Below are 19295 nucleotides of genomic sequence, written 5' to 3'. Positions count from 1 at the left end.
GCTCCGAGATCGTGACGGCCGTCCGCATCGCCAACTGTGCCGGCTGGCTCTGGGACCGGTTCTCCGGGCTCCGCGACGCGCTGGCGGGCCCCGTCGACGTCGTCACCGGGGACTACCTCGCCGAGCCGACCCTGCGCCAGCTCGCCCTCGAGAAGCAGCGCGATCCCGAGCGCGGGTACGCCCGCAGCTTCCTCGCCCAGTTCACCGACGCGGTCGACCTGCTCGTCGACCGCGGGGCGCGCCTCGTCGTCGACGCCGGCGGGCTCAACCCCGCGGGCCTCGCCGCGCAGTGTCGCCGGGTGATCGCCGAGGCCGGGCACGACCTCGTCGTCGCGCACGTCGAGGGCGACGACGTGCTGGGCCGGCTGGGCGAGTTCGGGTCGCTCGAGCACCTCGACAGCCCTCCTGACGGACCGGGCCGGCCCCTCGCCGACTGGGGTCACGAGCCCGGCACCGCGAACGCCTACCTCGGCGGCTGGGGGATCACCGCCGCCCTGGCCGCGGGGGCCCACGTCGTGATCACCGGCCGCGTCACCGACGCCTCCCTGACGACGGGGGTGGCGGCCTGGTGGCACGGCTGGTCGGTCGAGGACACCTCGGCGGAGGCGTGGGACCGGCTCGCCGGCGCGGTGGCCGCCGCGCACGTCATCGAGTGCGGCCCGCAGGCCACCGGCGGCAACTTCTCCGGGTTCACGACGGTGCCCCGGGTCGACGACCTGGGCTACCCGATCGCCGAGATCGCCGCCGACGGCACCGCGGTGATCACCAAGCACGACGACGCGGGCGGCACGGTCACCACCGACACCGTCACCGCGCAGCTGCTCTACGAGATCCAGGGCCCCACCTACCTCAACCCGGACGTCACGGTGGACCTGTCCGACGTCGTCGTGACCGCGGTCGGCCCGGACCGTGTCGCCCTGACCGGGGTCCGCGGGTCGCCGCCGTCGCCGACGACGAAGCTCGCGATCACCGCGCCGGGCGGGTTCGAGTCGAGCGTGTCGTTCTACGCGACGGGGCTCGACCTGGAGGCCAAGGCCGACCTGCTGCGCACCCACGTCGAGCGGGTCACCGCACCGCTGGAGCTGTCGCTGCTGCGGGTCGACCGCATCGGCACGCCCGTCGAGGACCCGCCCGACCAGTGGGCGGCCGCCCAGCAGATCCTCGTCACCGCGCAGTCGACCGACCGCGCCCAGGTCGGGGCAGAGCGCTTCGTCGCCCCGCTGACCGGGCTCTTCCTCCCCGGCTACCCGGGGCTCTACGTCAATCCGCTGCGGGTCGCGAACCCCGTCGTCGAGTACTGGCCGACGCTCGTGCCGACCGACGCGCTCGCCCACGAGGTGGTGCTCGCCGACGGCGCCCGGCTGCCGGTGAAGGACACCCCGGTGCGCGCGCCGTTCGGGGGTCAACCGCCGTCGGTGACCGCGCCCGGCGTCGGGACCGCGGAGGAGACGCGGCGGGCGCCGCTGGGGTACGTCGTGCACGGGCGGTGCGGGGACAAGGGCGGGAACTCCAACGTCGGGTTCTGGCCGATCGGCCGCTCCGACGGGGCGTGGGAGTGGCTGCGCGCGGCCGTGTCGGCGGAGTGGGTGGCCGAGGTCTATCCGGAGGTGGAGATCGAGCGCCACGAGTTCCCCGGGCTGCGGGCGGTGCACCTGGTGATCCACGGGATACTGGGCAAGGGGGCCTCGTCGAACGGGCGCCCGGACATCGCCGGGAAGGCGGTCGCGGAGTTCCTCCGGGCTCGGCACGTGGAGGTCCCGACGACGCTGCTGGCGGAGGTCGGCCGGTGAGCCTCACCGGGCGCCTCGAGAAGGCGTGGGCGGACCCCGTGGCCGGCGAGGAGCCGTTCGACCTCGCCGGCGAGCTCGAGGCGGTCCTCGGCGGGGTCGGGCTGTCCGCCGACGACGCCGGGGGAGAGGTCACGACGACGGGTGCCGATCCGGTCGTGCCCTCGACGCTCCGGATCGGCGGGGCGGCGACGATCGGGCTGCTCGCGAAGTCGGTCGCCGCCGCGGCGGTGCACCGGTGGCGCGGCGGTCCGGGGCAGGACGTCCACGTCGACCTGCGTCGTGCCCCGCACCGGCTGTGCCCGTTCTACGACCGCACCTGGGAGCGGCTCGGGCGCTACCCGGTGACGTCGTCGTTGGAGCGCGGGAACGCGATGGCGTTCTCGTTCTTCCGGTGCGCCGACGGCCGCTGGGTGATGCCGCAGAACGCGTACGCCGGGTTGCGCCTCCGGGCCCAGGAACTGCTCGGGGTGCCGCTGACGCGGGAGCGGGTCGCGGAGGCGATCTCCCGGTGGGACGCGGCCGAGCTGGAGTCGGCGGCGGCCGACGCCGGCGTCGTCATGCCGATGCTGCGCACCGTCCCGGAGTTCCTCGCCGAGCCGCACTACCGCGACGCGCTCGCCGACCTCCCGTTGATCGAGCTCACCAAGGTCGGGGACGCGCCGCCGACCCCGCTGCCGGAGCTCGGGGAGCAGCCGTTCTCCGGGCTGCGGGCGCTGGGGATGGGCCACGTGATCGCCGGGGCGGGGTTCGGGCGGTCGTTCGCGCTGCACGGGGCCGAGGTGCTCAACCTGTGGCGCCCGGGCGAGGGGGAGCACGAGTCGACGTACGCGTCGGCCAACGTCGGGATGCGCTCCGCGCTGCTCGACCCGCGCGCCGACCGGGCGCTGCTCTCCGAGCTCCTCGCCGGCGCCGACGTGTTCTTCCACAACCGGCGCCAGCAGTTCCTGTCCGAGATCGGCCTGACGCCGCCGGAGGCGTGCGCGGAGCGGCCCGGGCTGGTGTACGTGTCGGTGTCGCTGCACGGGCTGACCGGGCCGTGGGCGGGGCGGCCGGGCTTCGACCAGTCGGCCGGCTCGGTGACCGGGATGATGCTGCTCGAGGGCTCGGAGGAGAAGCCGCGGCTGCCGCCGATCATGGTGGTCAACGACTACATCGTGCCGTGGCTCGCGCAGGTCGGTGTGGCGGCGGCGCTACGGCGGCGGGCGCAGGAGGGCGGGTCGTGGCACGTGCACGTGTCGCTGACCCGGGTCGCGCTGTGGATCCTGTCGCTGGGGCTGTTCGAGAAGTCGTGGGCGCACGCCGTGGCGGGGACGCCGGGCGAGCACGAGTACCTCGACCCGGAGACGTTCACGGCCGCGACCCCGCTGGGCGAGTACCAGGGCGTGACGGACCAGGTGTCGATGTCCGCCACCCCGGGCCGGTACGACCCGGTGCTGCTACCGAGGGGCGGAGCCCCATGTGAATGGATTCGGTCGTCATAGCGACCAGATTCGTTCACATGGGAGCCGAAGGCTCCCTGGTGGCGTCGAAGGGACATGATCCCGACGACGCCCTTCCCGATCCCCACCGCGCCGCGCGACCACGACGGGTGGGTCGAGCTCCTCCTGCGCCAGCACGGCGTCGTCTCGCGGCGCCAGCTCCTGCGCCACGGCTTCACCCCCGCCGCCATCAGGGCGAACGTCCGGGCGCGACGGTGGGCGCACGTGCACGACGGCGTGTACTCGATCTTCACGGGCGCGCTGGGTGAGGAGGCGCGACGGGCTGCCGCCGTGCTCGCCAAGTGGCCCGCCGCCCTCAGCCACGAGACAGCGGGCGAGGTGTGGAACTTCTGCAGGCCCGACCCGCAGCGGCCGATCCACGTCACCGTCTCCTACGCGGCCTCCGGCGCCTCGAGGCCCGGTCTGGTGGTGCACCGGTCGCGAGCCTTCGCCTACACGGTCGTCGAGGGGCTCGACCAGCCGGTGGTCGCCGCGTCCCACACCGCGGTCGACCTCGCCGTCGCCCGACCCACGGCGCGTCAGGCCATGGCGACGATGCTGCACTGCCTCACGGTGACGAGCCTGCGCCCGGAGTCGGTCCGGGCCTCCATCGATCTCCGTCGGCCCCGGCGGTACCGCGACGCGCTGCTCGCGGCGCTCGGCTACGCCACGGACGGGGTGCGGTCGAAGCTCGAGGCCATCTACGCGCTGGAGGTCGAGGAGGCGCACGGCCTCCCGCGGGGCGAGCGACAGGTCCCGGTCGACGTGGACGGCACCACGCGCTACGAGGACATCGCCTACCGCCTGGAGGACGACGTCGTGATCGTGCGTCTGGACGGTCACCGGCACCACGCGGACCGGGTCACCGCCCTCGTCGACCGCCGCCGGGACCTTGCCGCGGAGATGGCCGGCCGCGGACGCATCGTCCTCGGGTTCGAGGAGACCGCGGCGGACCCCTGCGCGCGGGCACGGGAGGTCGCCGCCGTCCTGCGTCGTCGGGGCTGGGAGGGAGCGCTGCGCGCATGTGAACGCTGTTGGTCGCCATGACGACCAAATTCGTTCACATGGCACGTAGTGCCTCGACGAACTCCGGGTTGTTCAGCGCCCCGGTGCGGGCCCGCCGGACGGTCTCGATGGCGTCGTCGGCGTCGTAGCCCTCCCGGATCAGCGACGCCGCCGCGAGCAGCCCGGAGCGGTTGATGCCGGCCGCGCAGTGCACGAGCACCCGCTTCCCGGCCGCCCGCATCGAGCGGACGAGGTCGGCGAGGGCGACGAGGGTGTCCTGGTCCGGGGCCGGGCCGTCCTCGATCAGCCAGTGGACGTAGAACTCGACGTCGTCCAACGGGGGTTCCTCGCCGGAGAGGTCGAACACGGCGTCCCAGTGCTCGCCGGGCTCCGGGTGCCCGGACTGCCACAGACCCGGCACGATCTCGTCGGCCGGCCAGGGCGGGGGCTCCTCGAGCAGGTCGTCACGGAGGTGGGCAGGGATGTAGCCCTCGAGGGGATCGGTGCTCACCGGTCCCGGGTACCCGACCTCAGTACATCATCCTCGGGTCGTCGTAGACCTTGAATTCCAGCAGGTTGTTCGACGGGTCGCGCAGGACGAACGTGCTGTGCCGCTCGACGAGGTCGTCGAACCGGGTCTTGGGCTCGGCGAACACGTCGAGGTCGCGCTGGCGCACCAGCGAGAGCAGCCGCTCCCAGTCCTCGCGCTCGCGGAACGTCACCCCGAAGTGGCGCGGGTAGAGCTCGGGCTCGCGCTCCCAGGACTCCGAGAGGTGGCACACCACCTGGTCGCCGAAGAAGTCCAGCGTGATGCGGTCGGCGTAGCGGCGGGCGAGCTTGCAGCCGAGGCCCTCGACGTAGAAGCGGTACGCCTCGTCGAGGTCGCGGGCCGGGATCGCCAGGTGGAACGCGTCGTGGGTGCTCCGCACGCCGGTCACACCCCGCCGAAGGTGTCGGCGCGCAGACCCAGGCGCAGCGTCTCCAGCCCGACGACGTCGGTGAGGGCGACGTTCCCGAGGTTCACGCCCGCACCGTAGCGGCGCAGCAGGCGCACCTGCAGGTCGCGGGTCGGGGCCTCGAAGAGCAGCCGGTCGCGGTCGAGCCCCGAGGCGTCGAGCGCGCCGAGGACGTCCTCGCGGGCCTCGCCGTCGGGTGTGCAGAAGCCGCTGCGGCCGCTCTCGCGGGCCTCGAGGGTCACCGTGGTGGCCCCGGCCTGCAGGTCCGACCACACCGCCGCGACCCACTCGGTGGGGCTCAGCGCCATCGACCGGCCGCCGTCCTTGAACCCGACCTCGCTGATGACGGTGAACTCCTGCGCCATCCGCGCGACCCAGTCCGCCTTCTCGGTGTCCGACATCGGGATCGTGCCGTTGGAGATCTCCACGGTGGTACAGCCCGTCGCCCGACAGAGCTCCTGCCAGTCGGTGACCGCGCCCGCGGCGGCGAACCGCTCGAACAGGGTCCCGCCGAAGTACGCCTCGACCCCGGCCGCCCGGCAGACGTCGATCTTGGTCTTGATGTCCCGGGTCACCAGGCACGTGCCCCAGCCGAACTTCACGGAGTCGACGAGGTCGCCGTGGCTCTCGACGACGTCCTCGAACCAGCGGGTCGGGGTGCCGGTGTCGATGACCATCGTGCGGCCGCGCCGGCGGGGCTTGTCGTCACGGGGGACGAGGTCGAGGGCATCGCAGTAGGACGAGTCGGCGAGCATGGGGTCCTCCTCGGGGAGTGGGGATTCACGGGGTCACGGCGCCGTCGCCACGAGCTCCCGCACGTCGGAGCGGCGGACCTTGCCGGTCGAGCCGCGGGGGAGGTCGGGGAGCACGAGCACCTGCACGGGGCACTTCCAGCGGGCGAGCTGGGCGCGGCAGCGGGCGTCGAGGTCGGCGGCGAGGTCACCGTCGGGGTCCTCGGAGGCGACGGCGCGCACGCACGCCGCCGGCACGGCGCCCAGGACGTCGTGGGGGAGCCCGACGACGACCGCCTCGGCCACCCGCGGGTCGCCGAGCAGGACCTCCTCGACCTCCCGCGGGTGCAGCAGCTCGCCGCCGCGGTTGATGACGTCGTCGTCGCGGCCGGCGAGGTGGAGGAACCCGGCGTCGTCGAGGTGCCCGACGTCGCCGGTGTCGAGCCAGCCGCCGGTGAACCGCTCCGGCGCGCGTCCGCCCTCGTAGGTGCCGACGACGCCCGCCCCGCGGATCCACACCCGCCCACGGGTTCCCGACGGCAGGTCGGTGCCGGTCGGGTCCCGCACCGTCACCTCGGCGCCGGCGGGCCGGCCGACCGAGCCGGGCGGGCACGCCACACCCAGCGGGACGGCGGTGATCTGGCTGGCGGCCTCGGTCATCCCGTAGCTCTCGAGCACCGGCACCCCGGTGCGCTCCTCGACGGCCTCGCGCACCGCGACCGGCAGCGGCGCCGACGCCGACCGGATCAGCCGCAGCCGGGGCGGCACCTCGGGCGGGTCCTCCTCGCGGGCGAGCACGGTGAGGATCGCCGGGACCAGGTTGAGCCAGGTGACGTCAAACGCGCGGGCGCGCTCCCAGAAGTCGGTGCGGCGGAACCGGCGGTCGAGCACGAGCGAGGACCCGGCGTGCAGCGTGGCGAGCAGCCCGACGACCTGCGCGTTGACGTGGAAGAGCGGCAGCGGCGTGAGGCCCCGGTCGTGCGGGGTGAGTGCCAGGTGCTCGGCGACCGCCCGCGCCACGTGCAGCAGCCGTCCCTCGTCGAGCAGCACGCCCTTGGGCTCGCCGGTCGAGCCGGAGGTCGACAGCAGCGTCGCGGCGCCCGCCGCCGGAGGAGCGGCCGGACCACCGGGCACGAGCGAGCCGCACGCTGTCGGGACCCCGCCGGGGCGGCCACGCCGGTCGGGCCGGGCCCGCGGGAGGTCGGGCAGACGGGCCGCCGCCTCGTCGTCGGCGACGAGGACCACGGCACCGGTCCGGCGCAGCGCGCGGCGCAGCTCCGGGCCGGGCGCGCCGGGGTCGAGCGGGACGCTGCAGCGCCCGGCCGCCATGACCGCCAGGTGCACGGCGGCGAGCGTGAGCGGATCGTCGACGACGACCGCCACCCGGCCGCCGGGCGGCACGCCCGCGCGGTCCAGCGCGGCGTGCCACCGCCGGGCCGCGTCGCGCAGGTCGGCACGCGTCAGGGAGCGCGGCGACCGCGCGGAGAGGAACACCGCCCCCTCCGGCGCGCCCTGCGCGAGGAGGTCGGCGACGGAGCTCGCACCACGTTCGGGGTTCATCGCTCCCGACGCTGTGCCCGCGGCCTGTGCGTCGGCTGTGTGGGAACTGGCCACGGGCTGAACCGGGACGAGCGGGCTGCGCGATCCGGCGAACGGTCGCCGCCGACCGGGCCGATCTCGGCACGAACACGACGGGAATCCTCGGACCGGAGCCCCCCGGACTCCTCGTCCGCTCCGGTCCGGAGGTCCCGAAAGGGACGAAGAGCCCGGACAACGCATTCCCGACGTTCCCCGGCGAATCGTCACGCTTTGGGTCACGAAACGATCACGACATATGTCGTCAGGTCATCCGGTGTTGTCTCCTTGACAACGATTTCACGGGAACAGATCAGGATTCGCCGGAACCGTCGCTCGCGGCGGTCACCTCGAGCGGGGGAGCGGCATGACCGGAGCCGGCGAGGGCGACGAACGGTCGGCCTCGTGGCTGCGCGCCCTCACCGCGCTCGAAATCCTCGGAGACGCGTCCGGAGCGGGGGGCATGGGGGTCGTGGAGCTCGCCCGCCGTCTGGGTCGCGACAAGTCGCAGGTCTCGCGCATGCTGCGGGCGCTCGCCACCGCGGGCTACGTCGAGCGGGAGCCGCGGTCGGCGCGCTACCGGCTCGGGGCCCGCCTGTTCGCCCTCGCCGCGCCCGCCGTGGACGAGCGGCTGCGCACCGAGGCGGACGCGCTGGTCGAGCGCGAGTCGAGCCGGCTCTCCGAGCGCGTCGAGGTCACGGTGCGCAGCGGCGCCGTCGGGGTCACCCTCGCGACCGCCGCCCTCGACGTCGAGCTGCGCTCGCTGGGCTGGGTGGGCCGCACCGTGCCGCTCGGGTCCTCGGCGGCCGGGCGGGCGCTGCTCTTCGACCACGCCGACGACGCGGTGACCCGGCTGCTCACGCTCGCCGGGCCGGACGCCGGACCCGCGGTGCCGCGCTCCCTCGACGACCTGCTCGGCCGGCTGCGCGAGGACCGGCGGCGCGGCTGGGCACTGGACCGGGAGGAGTCCGGCCAGGACGTCGTTGCGCTCGGCGCGCCGGTCCGCGACGCCTCGTCCCGCATCGTCGCCGCCGTCTCGGTGAGCGGCCCGGGCACGCGCCTCTCACCCGCCCTCACCACCGTCTCGGCCGCCGTGCAGCGCGCGGCGGCCGAGCTCTCCACCGCGCTCGGGCACGGCGTCGTGCCCGTCCCGCGCCGACCGCGCCGGCGCCCGCCCACCACCGGGGCCCACGTCCCGGCGCCCCGCCGCGCGCACCCCGACGACCCCCACCCCGAGCAGCCGGGAGAGGCCAGCCATGAGTGAGACCACCCCCACGAGCAGGACCGGGACCGAGCGGCCCGCCGCCGACATCGTCTTCGACCACGTCACCAAGCGGTACCCGGGCCAGCAGACCCCGGCGCTCGACGACCTCAGCATGACCGTGCCGGCCGGGGAGACCTGCTGCCTGGTCGGCCCGTCCGGCGGCGGGAAGACGACCGCGATGAAGCTGGTCAACCGGCTGATCGACTTCGAGTCCGGCGACATCACGATCGGCGGGCAGAGCATCCGCTCGGTCGACGTGACCACGCTGCGCCGCGACATCGGCTACGTCATCCAGCAGGTCGGCCTGTTCCCGCACATGACGATCGCCGGGAACATCGGCGTCATCCCGGGCCTGCTGGGCTGGTCGCGCGACCGCATCAAGAAGCGGACCGACGAGCTCCTCGACCTGGTGCGGCTGGACCGCAGCTTCGCCTCCCGCTACCCCGCCCAGCTCTCCGGCGGTCAGCAGCAGCGCGTCGGGCTCGCCCGGGCGCTGGCCGTGGACCCGCCGGTCATGCTCATGGACGAGCCGTTCGGGGCGCTCGACCCCATCACCCGCACCGAGATCCAGGACGAGTTCCTCAACCTGGAGAGCGAGATCTCCAAGACGGTCATCTTCGTCACCCACGACATCGACGAGGCGATCAAGATGGGGGACCGCATCGCCGTGCTGCGCCAGGGCGGGGTCCTCGCCCAGTACGGCACCGCCGACGAGCTGCTCGCCCACCCCGCCGACGAGTACGTCGCCGACTTCGTGGGCGCCGACCGCGGGCTCAAGCGCCTGTCGCTGCGCCGGATGCGCGAGGTCGTGGCCGGCGGCGACGGCGCCTCCAACGGTGCCTCGCCGTACGCCGACGCCCCGTCGGTCGACGCCGACGCCACGCTGCGCATCGGGCTCTCGACGCTGTTCGCCTCCGGGGCGCCCGCGGTGCAGGTCACCGACGGCGGGCGGCTGCTCGGGACCGTGACGCTGGACCAGCTGCAGGACGCCGTCGCGGGGAGCTCCTCGTGACGACGGCAGCCGGGGCGCTCGACCTGCCCACGCAGGTCATCCCGATCTTCGAGGGCCCGCAGTGCGCGCCGGACCAGCTGTTCTGCTGGGACTGGTTCACCACGAACTGGCCCACCATCCTCGGCCCGAGCCTCGTCCAGCACGTCTACATCACGCTGATCGCGGTGGTCATCGGGCTGGTCATCTCGCTCGCCGCCGCCCTGTTCGCGTTCTCGCGGAGCTGGTTCGCCAGCGGCTTCCTCGGGTTCTCGACGTTCCTCTACACGATCCCGTCGCTCGCCTTCTTCCTCATGTTCGTGCCCATCACCGGGCTCTCCCTGACCACGATCGAGATCGGGCTGACCAGCTACACGCTGCTGCTGCTCTTCCGCAACTCGCTCACCGGCCTGCGGACCGTGCCGCGCAGCGCGGTCGAGGCGGCCGAGGGGATGGGGCTGACCCCGAACCAGATCCTGTTCCGGATCCGGCTCCCGCTGGCCCTGCCCTCGATCATGGCGGGCATCCGGGTCTCCGTCGTCACCGTGATCTCGCTCGCGACGGTGGCCGCCTCGGTGGCCCCGCTCGGCCTCGGCAAACCGATCTTCGACGCGATCCACACCGTGTTCTCGACGGAGCTGATCTCGGCGGGGGTCCTGACGATCCTCGTGGCGCTCGTCGCCGACGTGCTCGTCGTGGGTCTGCAACGCCTCGTCACCCCGTGGACGCGCGCCAGGAGGACCTCGTGAGCTCGTACTTCGCCTTCTTCGGCGACAACGCCGCCCTGCTCGCCGAGCTGACGCTCGTGCACATCCTGCTCTCGGTGTTCGCGCTGGCCGTCGCGGTCGTCCTCGCGATCCCGCTCGGGGCCTGGATCGGGCACCTGCACCGGTTCTCGTTCGCGGTCGTCAGCGTCGGGAACGTGCTGCGCTCGCTCCCGACGCTCGCGATCATCGCCATCGGGCTCGCGCTCTACGGCTTCGGGATCATCAACATCACCGTCGCGCTGGTGATCCTCGGCTTCCCGTTGGTGCTCACCAACACCTTCACGGCCGTGGAGGGGGTGGACCCGGGCACGGTCGAGGCGGCGCGCGGCATGGGCATGACCGGCTGGCAGATCCTCACCCGTGTCGAGCTGCCCTCGGCGATCCCGCTGATCTCCAGCGGCATCCGCACCTCGTGGGTGTACATCGTCGCCACCGCCTACCTCGCGACGTTCGCGGGCCAGCAGGGGACGCTCGGCGACATCATCTCGAACATCGAGGGCTACGGCCTCTCCGGTGTGCTCGCCGCCGCGACGATCTCGATCCTGCTCGCGTTCGCCGGCGACGCCCTCCTCGGCCTCGCCGAGCGTGCCCTCACCCCGACCGGGCTGCGGCTGCTCGCGGAGCGCACGCCCGCGGCGGACGCCGAACCCGCCCCGGCCGCTCCGGCGGCCGCGTGAGGCCACCCCGATCGCCGGCCCTCGTCACGGCCGGCTCCACCCGACACCGCCCGACCACGGCGGCGCCGCCAGATGAAGGAGAGTCCATGTCCACCACGACCACCGGCGGCCGCCGGGGCCGGAGACTGTCGCTCGTCGGCAGCGTCGGCATCGCCGCGGCGACCGCCCTGCTGCTCGCCGCCTGCGGCGGCGGGGGTTCGTCGAGCGCCCCGCCCTCGTCGAGCGCCGCCCCGGCCGGTTCCGACCAGGTCCCGGCCGACGCGGTCTCGGTGACCGCGCAGACCGGCCAGGTCCAGCTCCCCGCCGGCAAGCCCGGGACGGGCAAGCCCGTCGTCATCATCGGCGACAAGAACTTCCCCGAGGAGTACGTCCTCGGCCAGCTCTACGCCCAGGCGCTGCAGGCCAAGGGCTACACCGTCCAGCTCAAGCCGAACATCGGCGGCTCCGAGCTGATCGACACCGCGTTCGCGTCCAACCAGATCAACATGTACCCCGAGTACCTGGGCGAGATCGTCACCAGCGTCGCCAAGCAGCCCGCGCCTCCCTCGGCGTCGGCGACCTACAACGCCGCCAAGCAGTTCGAGGAGACCCAGCGCCAAGGCACGCTGACGCTGCAGACGCCGTTCCAGGACACCGACACGATCGTCGTCCCCGCGGCGTACGCCCAGCAGCACCAGCTGGCCTCCGTTCCCGACCTCAACAAGGTCGGCCCCGGTGGACAGGGCGTGACGGTCGCCGGGCAGATCGAGTTCAAGACCCGGCAGACCGGCCTCGTCGGCATGCAGCAGCAGTACGGGCTGACGAACCTGGGCTTCCTCTCGACGCCGGCCGGCTCGCAGTACACGGCGCTGGACCAGAACGCGGCCCAGGCCGCCGACGCGTTCAGCACCGACTACCAGCTGCTGACCAACAAGTACACGGCGCTCTCGGACCCGAAGGGCATCTTCGGCTTCCAGTACGTGGCGCCGGTGGTCAAGCAGGCGACGGTGCAGGCCGAGGGGCCCGAGTTCACGCAGACCCTGAACTGGGTGAGCTCGCTGCTCACGACGAAGGCCATCCAGGCCCTCAACCAGCAGGTGCAGGGCAACGGGGCCGACCCGGCTGCGGTGTCCGCGCAGTTCCTCCAGGCCAACGGGGTGAACAAGTAGTCGTCCCGACCTGACCGGCGGCCCGGGTCCCCGCGGGGGCCCGGGCCGCCGTGCGTCCGGGGTGGGCCGTGTGTTCCGTGTGTTCCGGGCTCGACCAGGGCGGTGATCAGCGGGACGGTGTGGCTGCCGCCGGGTCCGTGCCGGAGCCACCACGTCCCGGTGACCTCCGCGGGGCGCGGGACGTCAGCGCTCGGGTGCCCGGTGCGAGCCGGCCGTGCTGCTGGGCTTCGGGGTGGGGTCGGCGCGGTGCGAGGTCGGGGCGGGGGAGCGCCCGGTGCCGGCGACGAGGTCGGCGACGGTCCGACGCGCGAGCCGCCCGGTCGGGAGCCCCGTCTCCTCCCGGCGGGCCGGGGTGGGGCCCGAGGCCGGGTTGCGCGGCCCGGGCACGGTCCAGGAGCCGTCCGGCTCCGCCGGTCCCGACGGCGAGGGCAGGCCGTGCTTCGGGGTGCCCTCGCCGGTCGAGCCGGTCGAGCCGGCGGGTCGCGGGGAGGTGGGTCCGGAGGGGCCCGACGAGGCCCGGGGCGTGACGCGGCAGGTCTCCCGCGCGGCCGGGGCGTCGGGTCCGCCCGCGCTCGTCCGGCGCGACGGAGCGGCGGCCCGCGGTACGTCGGGACGGGGTGGCGACGGCGGCTCCGGGGCGCGAGCGGCCGACGAGCGGGTGGACGCGGGCGGCGTCGGCAGCGGACGCGGGCCGGCCTGCTCCCGGCCCACGGCCGAGCGCTGACCCCCGTCCCCGGGGGCACCCGTCGGGGTCGGCCGCAGCTGGTGGGCGGCGGGGGCCGTGGTGCCGGTGCCAACCCCGACGCCCGGCGCCGGGGGCCGCCCGCGACCGGGGGACGGGGCACCCGGGCCGGGCACCGGCGGAGGGCCGGCGGCGGTCGAGAACCGCGGCGTCGGGGCGGGTCGGGCGCGGACCGGGGTCGGCCCCGTGGTGGTCGACGACCGGGCGAGCAGGCGCAGGGGGGCGGTGACCGGGTCCGGGGCCCGCAGGGCGGCCGGGTCGAGGGCGGCGACCCGGGCCGGCGCCGGCCGCGGCGGCACCGCGCGGCCCGGCGGGCGCCGATCGGGCGCCGCGGCACGCGGACCGGCCGCCGCCGCGGCCTCGGCGGCCCGGCCGGGCGCACCCGCCGTCGTGCCGGGCCCGCGTGCGCCCGCCGTCGTGCCGGGCCCGGGTGCACCGTGCTGCGCGGCCCACAGCTGCCCGTAGACCCCGCCCGCGGCGAGGAGCTCGTGGTGGCGGCCCCGGGCGACGATCCGCCCGTCCTCGAGCACGACCACGAGGTCGGCGTCGCGGGCCGGGGTCAGGTCGTGGCTGACGACGATCGTGGTGCGTCCCCCGGCGAGGCGGCGCAGCGGCTCGAGGACGGCGCGGGCGGTGGGGGCGTCGAGACCCGTCGTGGGCTCGTCGAGCACGAGCACCGGCGAGGTGCGTAGCAGCGCCCGGGCGATCGCGAGCCGCTGGCGCTGACCCCCCGAGAGCGCGCCGCCGTCCTCGCCGACCGGGGTGTCGAAGCCCTGGGGCAGCTCCTCGATGAACTCGAGCGCGCCAGCCTCCCGGGCGGCCTGCTCGATCTCGGCGTGGGTGGCGTCCGGTCGCGCGTAGGCGATGTTCTCCGCGACCGTCATGTCGAAGAGCATCGGTTCCTGCGGGAGCAGGGTGACCGCGTCGCGCACGGCCTTGATCGTGCGGTCGCGGACGTCGACGCCGTCGAGGAGCACCGCGCCGTCCTGGGCGTCGACGAATCGCAGCAGCATCTTCGTCAGCGTGGACTTCCCGGCCCCGCTCGGCCCGGTCACCAGCACGAACTGGCCCGGCCGCACGTCGAGGGACACGCCGTCGAGCCCGGCGTCCTCGGTCCCGGGGTAGACGTAGCGCGCCCCGCACAGCTCGAGGTGGCCGCGCCGGACCGCCGAGCCGTCGGCGTCGGGGGCGTCGCTGACCTCGGGCTCGCAGTCGAGGATCTCGATCAGCCGCTCGCACGACGCCGACGCGGAGGTGACGGTCAGGTGCAGGGAGCCGAGCTGCGAGAGCGGCGGGTAGAGATAGCCGAGGTAGGCGGCGAACCCGAACAGACCGCCGACGGTGAGCTCGCCCGCGGCGATGAAGGCCGCGCCGGCGATGAGGACGGCGAGCAGGGCACCGCTCTGGATGAGCGTCGTGACCGGCGAGTAGATCATCTGGAGCCGGCTCTCGCGGGCCCGCGCCCGCCACCACACCTCGCCGTGGTGGTCGAGCCGTGCGCTCTCGATGGCCTCGGTGCCGTAGGCCTGGACCAGCGGGAGGTTGGACAGCGACTGCTCCACCGACGTGCCCACGGCGCCGGCCGCGCGGCGCTCCACCCGGGCCGCGGTCTTGGTGAAGCGGCCGGTGACCCGGCTCGTGAGCCACATCAGGGGGGCGAGCGCGACGACGATCACGGCGAGCTGCCACTGGACGAGCACGGCGGCCGCGGCGTAGGCGATGGCGGTACCCACGGCGATGACGGTGCTGACGAGCCCCGACGAGGCGAGGGCCTCGACGCCGTCGACGTCGGTGGTCAGCCGGGACATGAGGTCGCCGGTGGCGTGGCCGGCGAGGAAGCGCGGCCCGAGCCGCTGCAGGTGGGCGAACACCTCGTGGCGCAGCCGGAAGACGAAGCGCTCCGCGGCGCCGACCAGCAGGAAGCCACCGAGGACGGAGAGCAGACCGCCGACGGCGGTGAGGACCAGCCACTCGACCGCGGACGGCCAGACGGCGTCCATGGAGTGGGCCACCGTGGCGCCGTCGACGATCCGGGCGAACATCGTGACGACGTAGGTGTCGCAGGCCGTCGAGGCGGCCATGGCCAGGAAGGCGAACACCAGCTTCGACCGGTCGCCGCGCGTGTAGGGCCAGAAGCGCCGGAAGATCGCGCGGAGGGTCATCGCCGGCGCCTCGGGGCCGGCGGCGTCGGCGGGGGACCCGCCCGACCCGTGGTCAGGGGTGGTGGACGCGCCGTCGTCGTGGTCGGCCGGGTCCTCGGCGGGCGCCGCGGCACCCCCGGCACCACCGCTCTGTCCGGGGACCTCGTCCTCGTCCACCGCCGGCATCCCGACCAGTGTGTTGTGCGCGCCCACCGTCTCCCCTCGAACGTCCCCGGCCACTGCACCCGGGGGCATCCGGCCCGACGCCGCCCGCCCCGTGCGGGGCGGGCGGCGACCGCGCCGTTGCTTCCGGAGCCGGCCCGGTCAGTACCGGGCCGCTCGGGTGGTCCCTGGGACTGTCGTATCGCCCCGGGGGCCCGTTACCGCAACGAGATCAGCTGTCGCAGCAGGAGGACTTCGAGCCGCAGTCGTCCTTCGGCGGGCAGCAGTCCTGCGGCGGCTTGCACTCGTGGCAGCCACACCCACGGTGGTGGTGCTGCTTGTGCTTCGGGGGAGCGAACAGTTCGAACCGCAGACCCATCGGATGTTCCTCTCGGGGGAAGGAGCAACCCTCGCCGGTCGGCGAGGCAAGGTCACGGTGGGGTCACGGCATAAGCGTCACCTGTGGAGGAGCTGTCGCCCGATCGAGTGAACGACCGGCTTCTGTGAGTTCGGCAAAGAATCCACCAAGTCGATCACGCCGAGCTCACAGAATCCCTCTGGGATTCCCTTCTCATCTTCGACTCAGGGAGCTGAGTCGACACGTTGCGTCGCGCGCTCACCCGGACGGGGAGGAATCGACGTCGTCATGGGCGCGAAGCGGCTCGCTCACCGTCACAACGACGCCGGGTGTCGTGACGGTGCGCCGGATCTCCGGGTCACTCGCACGGGGTGCCCGCGCCGGCCGCGACCGGCTCCGGCACGGCGGGGCGGCGACGCCCCCGCGCGAGGGTCAGGACGACCGACCCGGCGCCCAGGGCGACCACGACGGCGCCGTAGACCTCCGCCGCCGTCGCGAGCCCGACGAGGCCGCTCCCGACCCCGGCCGCCACCGCCGGCACCGAGAACGCGGTGTAGGAGATGACGTAGGCCAGCGCGAAGAGTGCCCCCCGCTCGGTGGGGCCGGCGATCTCGGCGAAGACCCCGAAGCAGGCGAGGGCCGCCGCGCCGAACCCGACGCCGGCGACGACGGTGCCGGCCGCGGTGAGCAGCAGGGATGCCAGTGCGAACCCGACGAGCGTCACGGCGGTCCCCACCGCGAGCAGGCCGGCGGCGGGCGCCAGCAGGGAGCGCACCGGGCGGTCGCGCAGCAGGAACGACGCGAGCGCCCCGGTGCCGCAGAGCAGCGTCACGACGAGCCCGCCGATCAGCCGGGACGACTCGCCGAGCAGCGTGGCCGCGATCGACGGCCCGAGCGAGAGGTAGAGCCCGCCGAGCGCCCAGCTGGTGACGAGGACGGGGGTCACCGCGAGCACCTCGGAGCGCAACCGCGGGGGGACGCCCACGCGGGGCACCAGCGAGGCCCGGACGCCCGGGCGGCGCGCGGACGTCTCCGGGAGGACCGCGACGATCACGGCGGACACCGCGAGCAGCCCGAGCAGGACGATCCACACCAGGCGCGTCGGGGCGGGCGCGAGCTGGATGAGCGCGCCGGCGCCGACGGCCCCGGCCGCCAGTCCCGCGAGCGTTCCGACCCCGGTGACCATCCCGGCACGGTGCGGCGCCTCGGGCGGGGCGAGGTCGACCATCGTGGCGCCGAGGGTCGTGATGGCGGCCCCGGTGGCGATCCCCTGGAGCACGCGGGCGACCAGCAGGGCGCCGACCCCGCCGGCGCCCAGGAAGACGCCGAAGGACGCCGCCTCCAGCAGCAGCGCCCCGACCAGGACCGGCTTGCGTCCGACGTGGTCGGACAGCGCCCCGACGACGAGCAGCGAGGCGAGCAGCCCCGCGACGTACACGGCGAAGACGACGGTCAGCGTCGCGGCCGAGAACCCGAACAGCTGCTGGTAGAGCGGGTAGAGCGGGCTCGGCACGCTCGACGCCGCCGGGAAGAGGACGACGATGCCGCCCACGGCCGCGAACAGCCGGGCACGGGTTCTCGGGTGCATGGGACTCCCTCGGCGATGATCGCAGCGATCACTGCGTTTGCGTCGTCGCGACGCTAGCACGGTTAAGGCAACGATCGCTGCGTTCATTCCGGCGACGTGGGACACTCGGGGTGTGGCAGAAGCAGCGGAGGGCGCGGGCTCGCGCCCGGGCGGACGGTCGGCGCGGGTCCGCGCGTCCGTCCATCGTGCGGTGCAGGACCTGGTGGCGGAAGGCGTGCGCAGCGAGGACCTGACGATCCCGGTCGTCGCGGCCCGCGCCGGCGTGCACGCCACGACGGTCTACCGGCGCTGGGGCTCGCTGGGCGAGCTGCTCGCCGCCGTCGCGGAGCACCGGTTCACCGGCGACGTCGTCGTGCCCGACACCGGGGGCCTCGCGGGGGACCTGGAGCGCTGGGCGGCCGACGTCGCCCGCGACCTCGCCGACCCGGACACCCTCGCGCTGATGCGCGCGTCGATCGGGGCGGGGGAGACGGCCTCGTGCGCCTGCACCGCGGACCGCCGGGCGCAGATCACCGCGATGCTCGACCACGAGCGCTCGCGCGGCGGGGACGTGCCGGACACCGACGCCGTCGTCGACGGGGTGCTGGCGCCGCTGTACTACCGGGCGCTGTTCGAGCCGGCGCCCCGGGACGACGACGGGCCCGCCCCGGCTGACCGGGTACGGGCCCTCGTCGGGAACCTGATGGGGTCTCAGGCGGTGTCGGTCAGCCCGTAGCGGGCGAGGATCTTCGCCCGCTTGCGGGGCAGGATGTTCGCCTGCGTGAGGTCGCCGTCGTAGTGCGCGACGACCTTCGGGTCCATGATCCGGCGCCACAGCGGCGGGAAGACGGCGACGACGATCATGGTGCCGTAGCCCGAGGGGAGCTGTGGGGACTCCTCGAAGTGGCGCAGCGTCTGGTACCGCCGGACCGGGTTCGCGTGGTGGTCGGAGTGGCGCTGCAGCTGGTAGAGCAGCAGGTTCGAGACCGTGTGGTCGGCGTTCCAGCTGTGCCGCGGGTCGACGCGCTCGTAGCGCCCGTCCTCCCGGCGCTGCCGCTTGAGCCCGTAGTGCTCCAGGTAGTTCACGATCTCGAGCAGCGTGAACCCGACGACGGCCTGGACGACGAGCCACGGCAGCACACCGACGCCGAAGGCGAGGCACAGCGCCGTGAAGAGCACGATCGTCATCGCCCACGAGATGAGGATGTCGTTGCGCAGGCTCCAGGGGGTCTGCTCGTGGCGGGCGAACCGCTTGACCTCGAGGTGCCAGGAGCTGCGGAGGCTGCCCCAGACGGTGCGCGGCAGGAACGAGGTCCAGAAGTTCTCGCCGAGCCGGGAGCTCGCCGGGTCCTCGGGGGTGGCGACGCGGACGTGGTGGCCGCGGTTGTGCTCGACGTAGAAGTGGCCGTAGCCCGAGCTCGCGAGCGCGATCTTGGACAGCCAGCGCTCGTTCTCCTCGCGCTTGTGCCCGAGCTCGTGGGCGGTGTTGATCGCGATCCCCGAGACCACGCCCATGGTGAGGGCGAGCCCGACGGTGCTCACGAGGTCCAGGCCCTGCGTGGCCCACACCCAGCAGCTGAAGACGAGGCTGACGTACTGCACCGGCAGGAACAGGTAGGTGATCCACCGGTAGTAGCGGTCGGCCTCCAGGCGGGCGCGCTCGGACTCCGGCGGGTTGTCGCTGGTCCGGCCGATTAGCAGGTCGAGCGCGGGCAGGACGACGAACAGGATGATCGGCCCCAGCCACCAGAAGAGCTCGAGCCCGGTGGCGTGCACGAGCCCGTACGCCGCGATCGGCAGGGCCGGCATCACCGTGCCCAGCGGCCACAGGTAGCGGCGCTTGTCACGCCACGGCTCCTGCTGCTCCGCCACCTCGTCCCGTGACTGCTCGATGGTCATCGTCGGCCTCCCCGCGTCGCCGCTCGTGCTCCGGGGATGACTGTGAC

Annotated in this window: 16 protein-coding genes; 9 read left to right on the top strand and 7 right to left on the bottom strand. The window is 74.2% G+C overall.

Features of this window, described 5'->3' with window-relative positions:
• From HH311_RS21955 to HH311_RS21945, 3 genes are all read left to right on the top strand, one after another.
• On the top strand, positions 1 to 1790 hold a 1790-nt coding region (locus tag HH311_RS21955), incomplete at its 5' end, for an acyclic terpene utilization AtuA family protein (RefSeq protein WP_211190608.1).
• Positions 1787 to 3271, top strand: a complete 1485-nt coding sequence (locus HH311_RS21950) for a CoA transferase (RefSeq protein WP_169185818.1) — start codon at positions 1787 to 1789, stop codon at positions 3269 to 3271. The genes HH311_RS21955 and HH311_RS21950, both read left to right, overlap by 4 nt.
• Positions 3272 to 3325: 54 nt before the next feature.
• Positions 3326 to 4315: a type IV toxin-antitoxin system AbiEi family antitoxin domain-containing protein gene (locus HH311_RS21945; protein WP_169185817.1), complete on the top strand. Its 990-nt coding sequence runs from the start codon at positions 3326 to 3328 to the stop codon at positions 4313 to 4315.
• Between the two features lie 13 nt (positions 4316 to 4328).
• On the opposite strand, the gene HH311_RS33495 is transcribed toward HH311_RS21945, so the two are convergent.
• From HH311_RS33495 to HH311_RS21925, 4 genes are read right to left on the bottom strand one after another with little or no spacing between them, the layout of a single operon-like run.
• On the bottom strand, positions 4329 to 4784 hold the full coding sequence (locus tag HH311_RS33495) for a dual specificity protein phosphatase family protein (RefSeq protein ID WP_211190607.1): 456 nt from the start codon (positions 4782 to 4784) through the stop codon (positions 4329 to 4331).
• A 19-nt stretch (positions 4785 to 4803) separates the two neighbouring features.
• A complete protein-coding gene (locus HH311_RS21935) occupies positions 4804 to 5202 on the bottom strand; it encodes a VOC family protein (protein WP_169185816.1) in 399 nt (132 codons plus the stop codon).
• A gap of 5 nt (positions 5203 to 5207) precedes the next feature.
• A complete protein-coding gene (locus HH311_RS21930) occupies positions 5208 to 5984 on the bottom strand; it encodes a phosphosulfolactate synthase (RefSeq protein WP_169185815.1) in 777 nt (258 codons plus the stop codon).
• 33 nt (positions 5985 to 6017) lie between these two features.
• Positions 6018 to 7520: a class I adenylate-forming enzyme family protein gene (locus HH311_RS21925; protein WP_169185814.1), complete on the bottom strand. Its 1503-nt coding sequence runs from the start codon at positions 7518 to 7520 to the stop codon at positions 6018 to 6020.
• A 382-nt stretch (positions 7521 to 7902) separates the two neighbouring features.
• Between HH311_RS21925 and HH311_RS21920 the strand changes: the two genes are divergently transcribed.
• The 5 genes from HH311_RS21920 (at position 7903) to HH311_RS21900 (ending at position 12379) form a co-directional block, all read left to right on the top strand.
• Positions 7903 to 8799 carry an IclR family transcriptional regulator gene (locus HH311_RS21920; RefSeq protein WP_169185813.1) on the top strand — a complete coding sequence of 299 codons (897 nt, stop codon included), beginning with the start codon at positions 7903 to 7905 and terminating at the stop codon, positions 8797 to 8799.
• On the top strand, positions 8792 to 9811 hold the full coding sequence (locus HH311_RS21915; protein ID WP_169185812.1) for an ABC transporter ATP-binding protein: 1020 nt from the start codon (positions 8792 to 8794) through the stop codon (positions 9809 to 9811). The genes HH311_RS21920 and HH311_RS21915 overlap by 8 nt, the downstream gene beginning before the upstream one ends.
• Positions 9808 to 10536, top strand: a complete 729-nt coding sequence (locus tag HH311_RS21910; RefSeq protein WP_312030315.1) for an ABC transporter permease — start codon at positions 9808 to 9810, stop codon at positions 10534 to 10536. Before HH311_RS21915 ends, HH311_RS21910 begins: the two co-directional genes overlap by 4 nt.
• Positions 10533 to 11231: an ABC transporter permease gene (locus HH311_RS21905; RefSeq protein WP_169185811.1), complete on the top strand. Its 699-nt coding sequence runs from the start codon at positions 10533 to 10535 to the stop codon at positions 11229 to 11231. The genes HH311_RS21910 and HH311_RS21905 overlap by 4 nt, the downstream gene beginning before the upstream one ends.
• A gap of 86 nt (positions 11232 to 11317) precedes the next feature.
• Positions 11318 to 12379 (top strand): glycine betaine ABC transporter substrate-binding protein, encoded by a 1062-nt coding sequence (locus HH311_RS21900; protein WP_169185810.1) that lies wholly within the window; start codon positions 11318 to 11320, stop codon positions 12377 to 12379.
• A 183-nt stretch (positions 12380 to 12562) separates the two neighbouring features.
• Here HH311_RS21900 and HH311_RS21895 read toward each other — a convergent pair whose 3' ends face one another.
• Both HH311_RS21895 and HH311_RS21890 read right to left on the bottom strand, forming a co-directional pair.
• The gene (locus HH311_RS21895) at positions 12563 to 15448 is read right to left on the bottom strand and encodes an ABC transporter ATP-binding protein (protein WP_169185809.1); all 2886 of its coding nucleotides are present in this window, start codon (positions 15446 to 15448) and stop codon (positions 12563 to 12565) included.
• 692 nt (positions 15449 to 16140) lie between these two features.
• Complete coding sequence (locus HH311_RS21890; RefSeq protein WP_169185808.1) at positions 16141 to 17370, bottom strand: MFS transporter; 1230 nt, start codon at positions 17368 to 17370, stop codon at positions 16141 to 16143.
• A 202-nt stretch (positions 17371 to 17572) separates the two neighbouring features.
• On the opposite strand from HH311_RS21890, the gene HH311_RS21885 reads away from it, so the two are divergent.
• Positions 17573 to 18085, top strand: a complete 513-nt coding sequence (locus HH311_RS21885; RefSeq protein WP_312030314.1) for a TetR-like C-terminal domain-containing protein — start codon at positions 17573 to 17575, stop codon at positions 18083 to 18085.
• Here the strand turns inward: HH311_RS21885 and HH311_RS21880 are convergent.
• Positions 18061 to 19248 carry an alkane 1-monooxygenase gene (locus HH311_RS21880; RefSeq protein ID WP_169185806.1) on the bottom strand — a complete coding sequence of 396 codons (1188 nt, stop codon included), beginning with the start codon at positions 19246 to 19248 and terminating at the stop codon, positions 18061 to 18063. The two genes, HH311_RS21885 and HH311_RS21880, sit on opposite strands and share 25 nt — an antisense overlap.
• Positions 19249 to 19295: the final 47 nt, after the last annotated feature.

Source organism: Actinomycetospora sp. TBRC 11914 (genome assembly GCF_012933465.1).
Classification (GTDB): domain Bacteria; phylum Actinomycetota; class Actinomycetes; order Mycobacteriales; family Pseudonocardiaceae; genus Actinomycetospora.
Note: the sequence above shows the minus strand (reverse complement) of the source record. Positions and strands in the feature narration are given on the sequence as shown.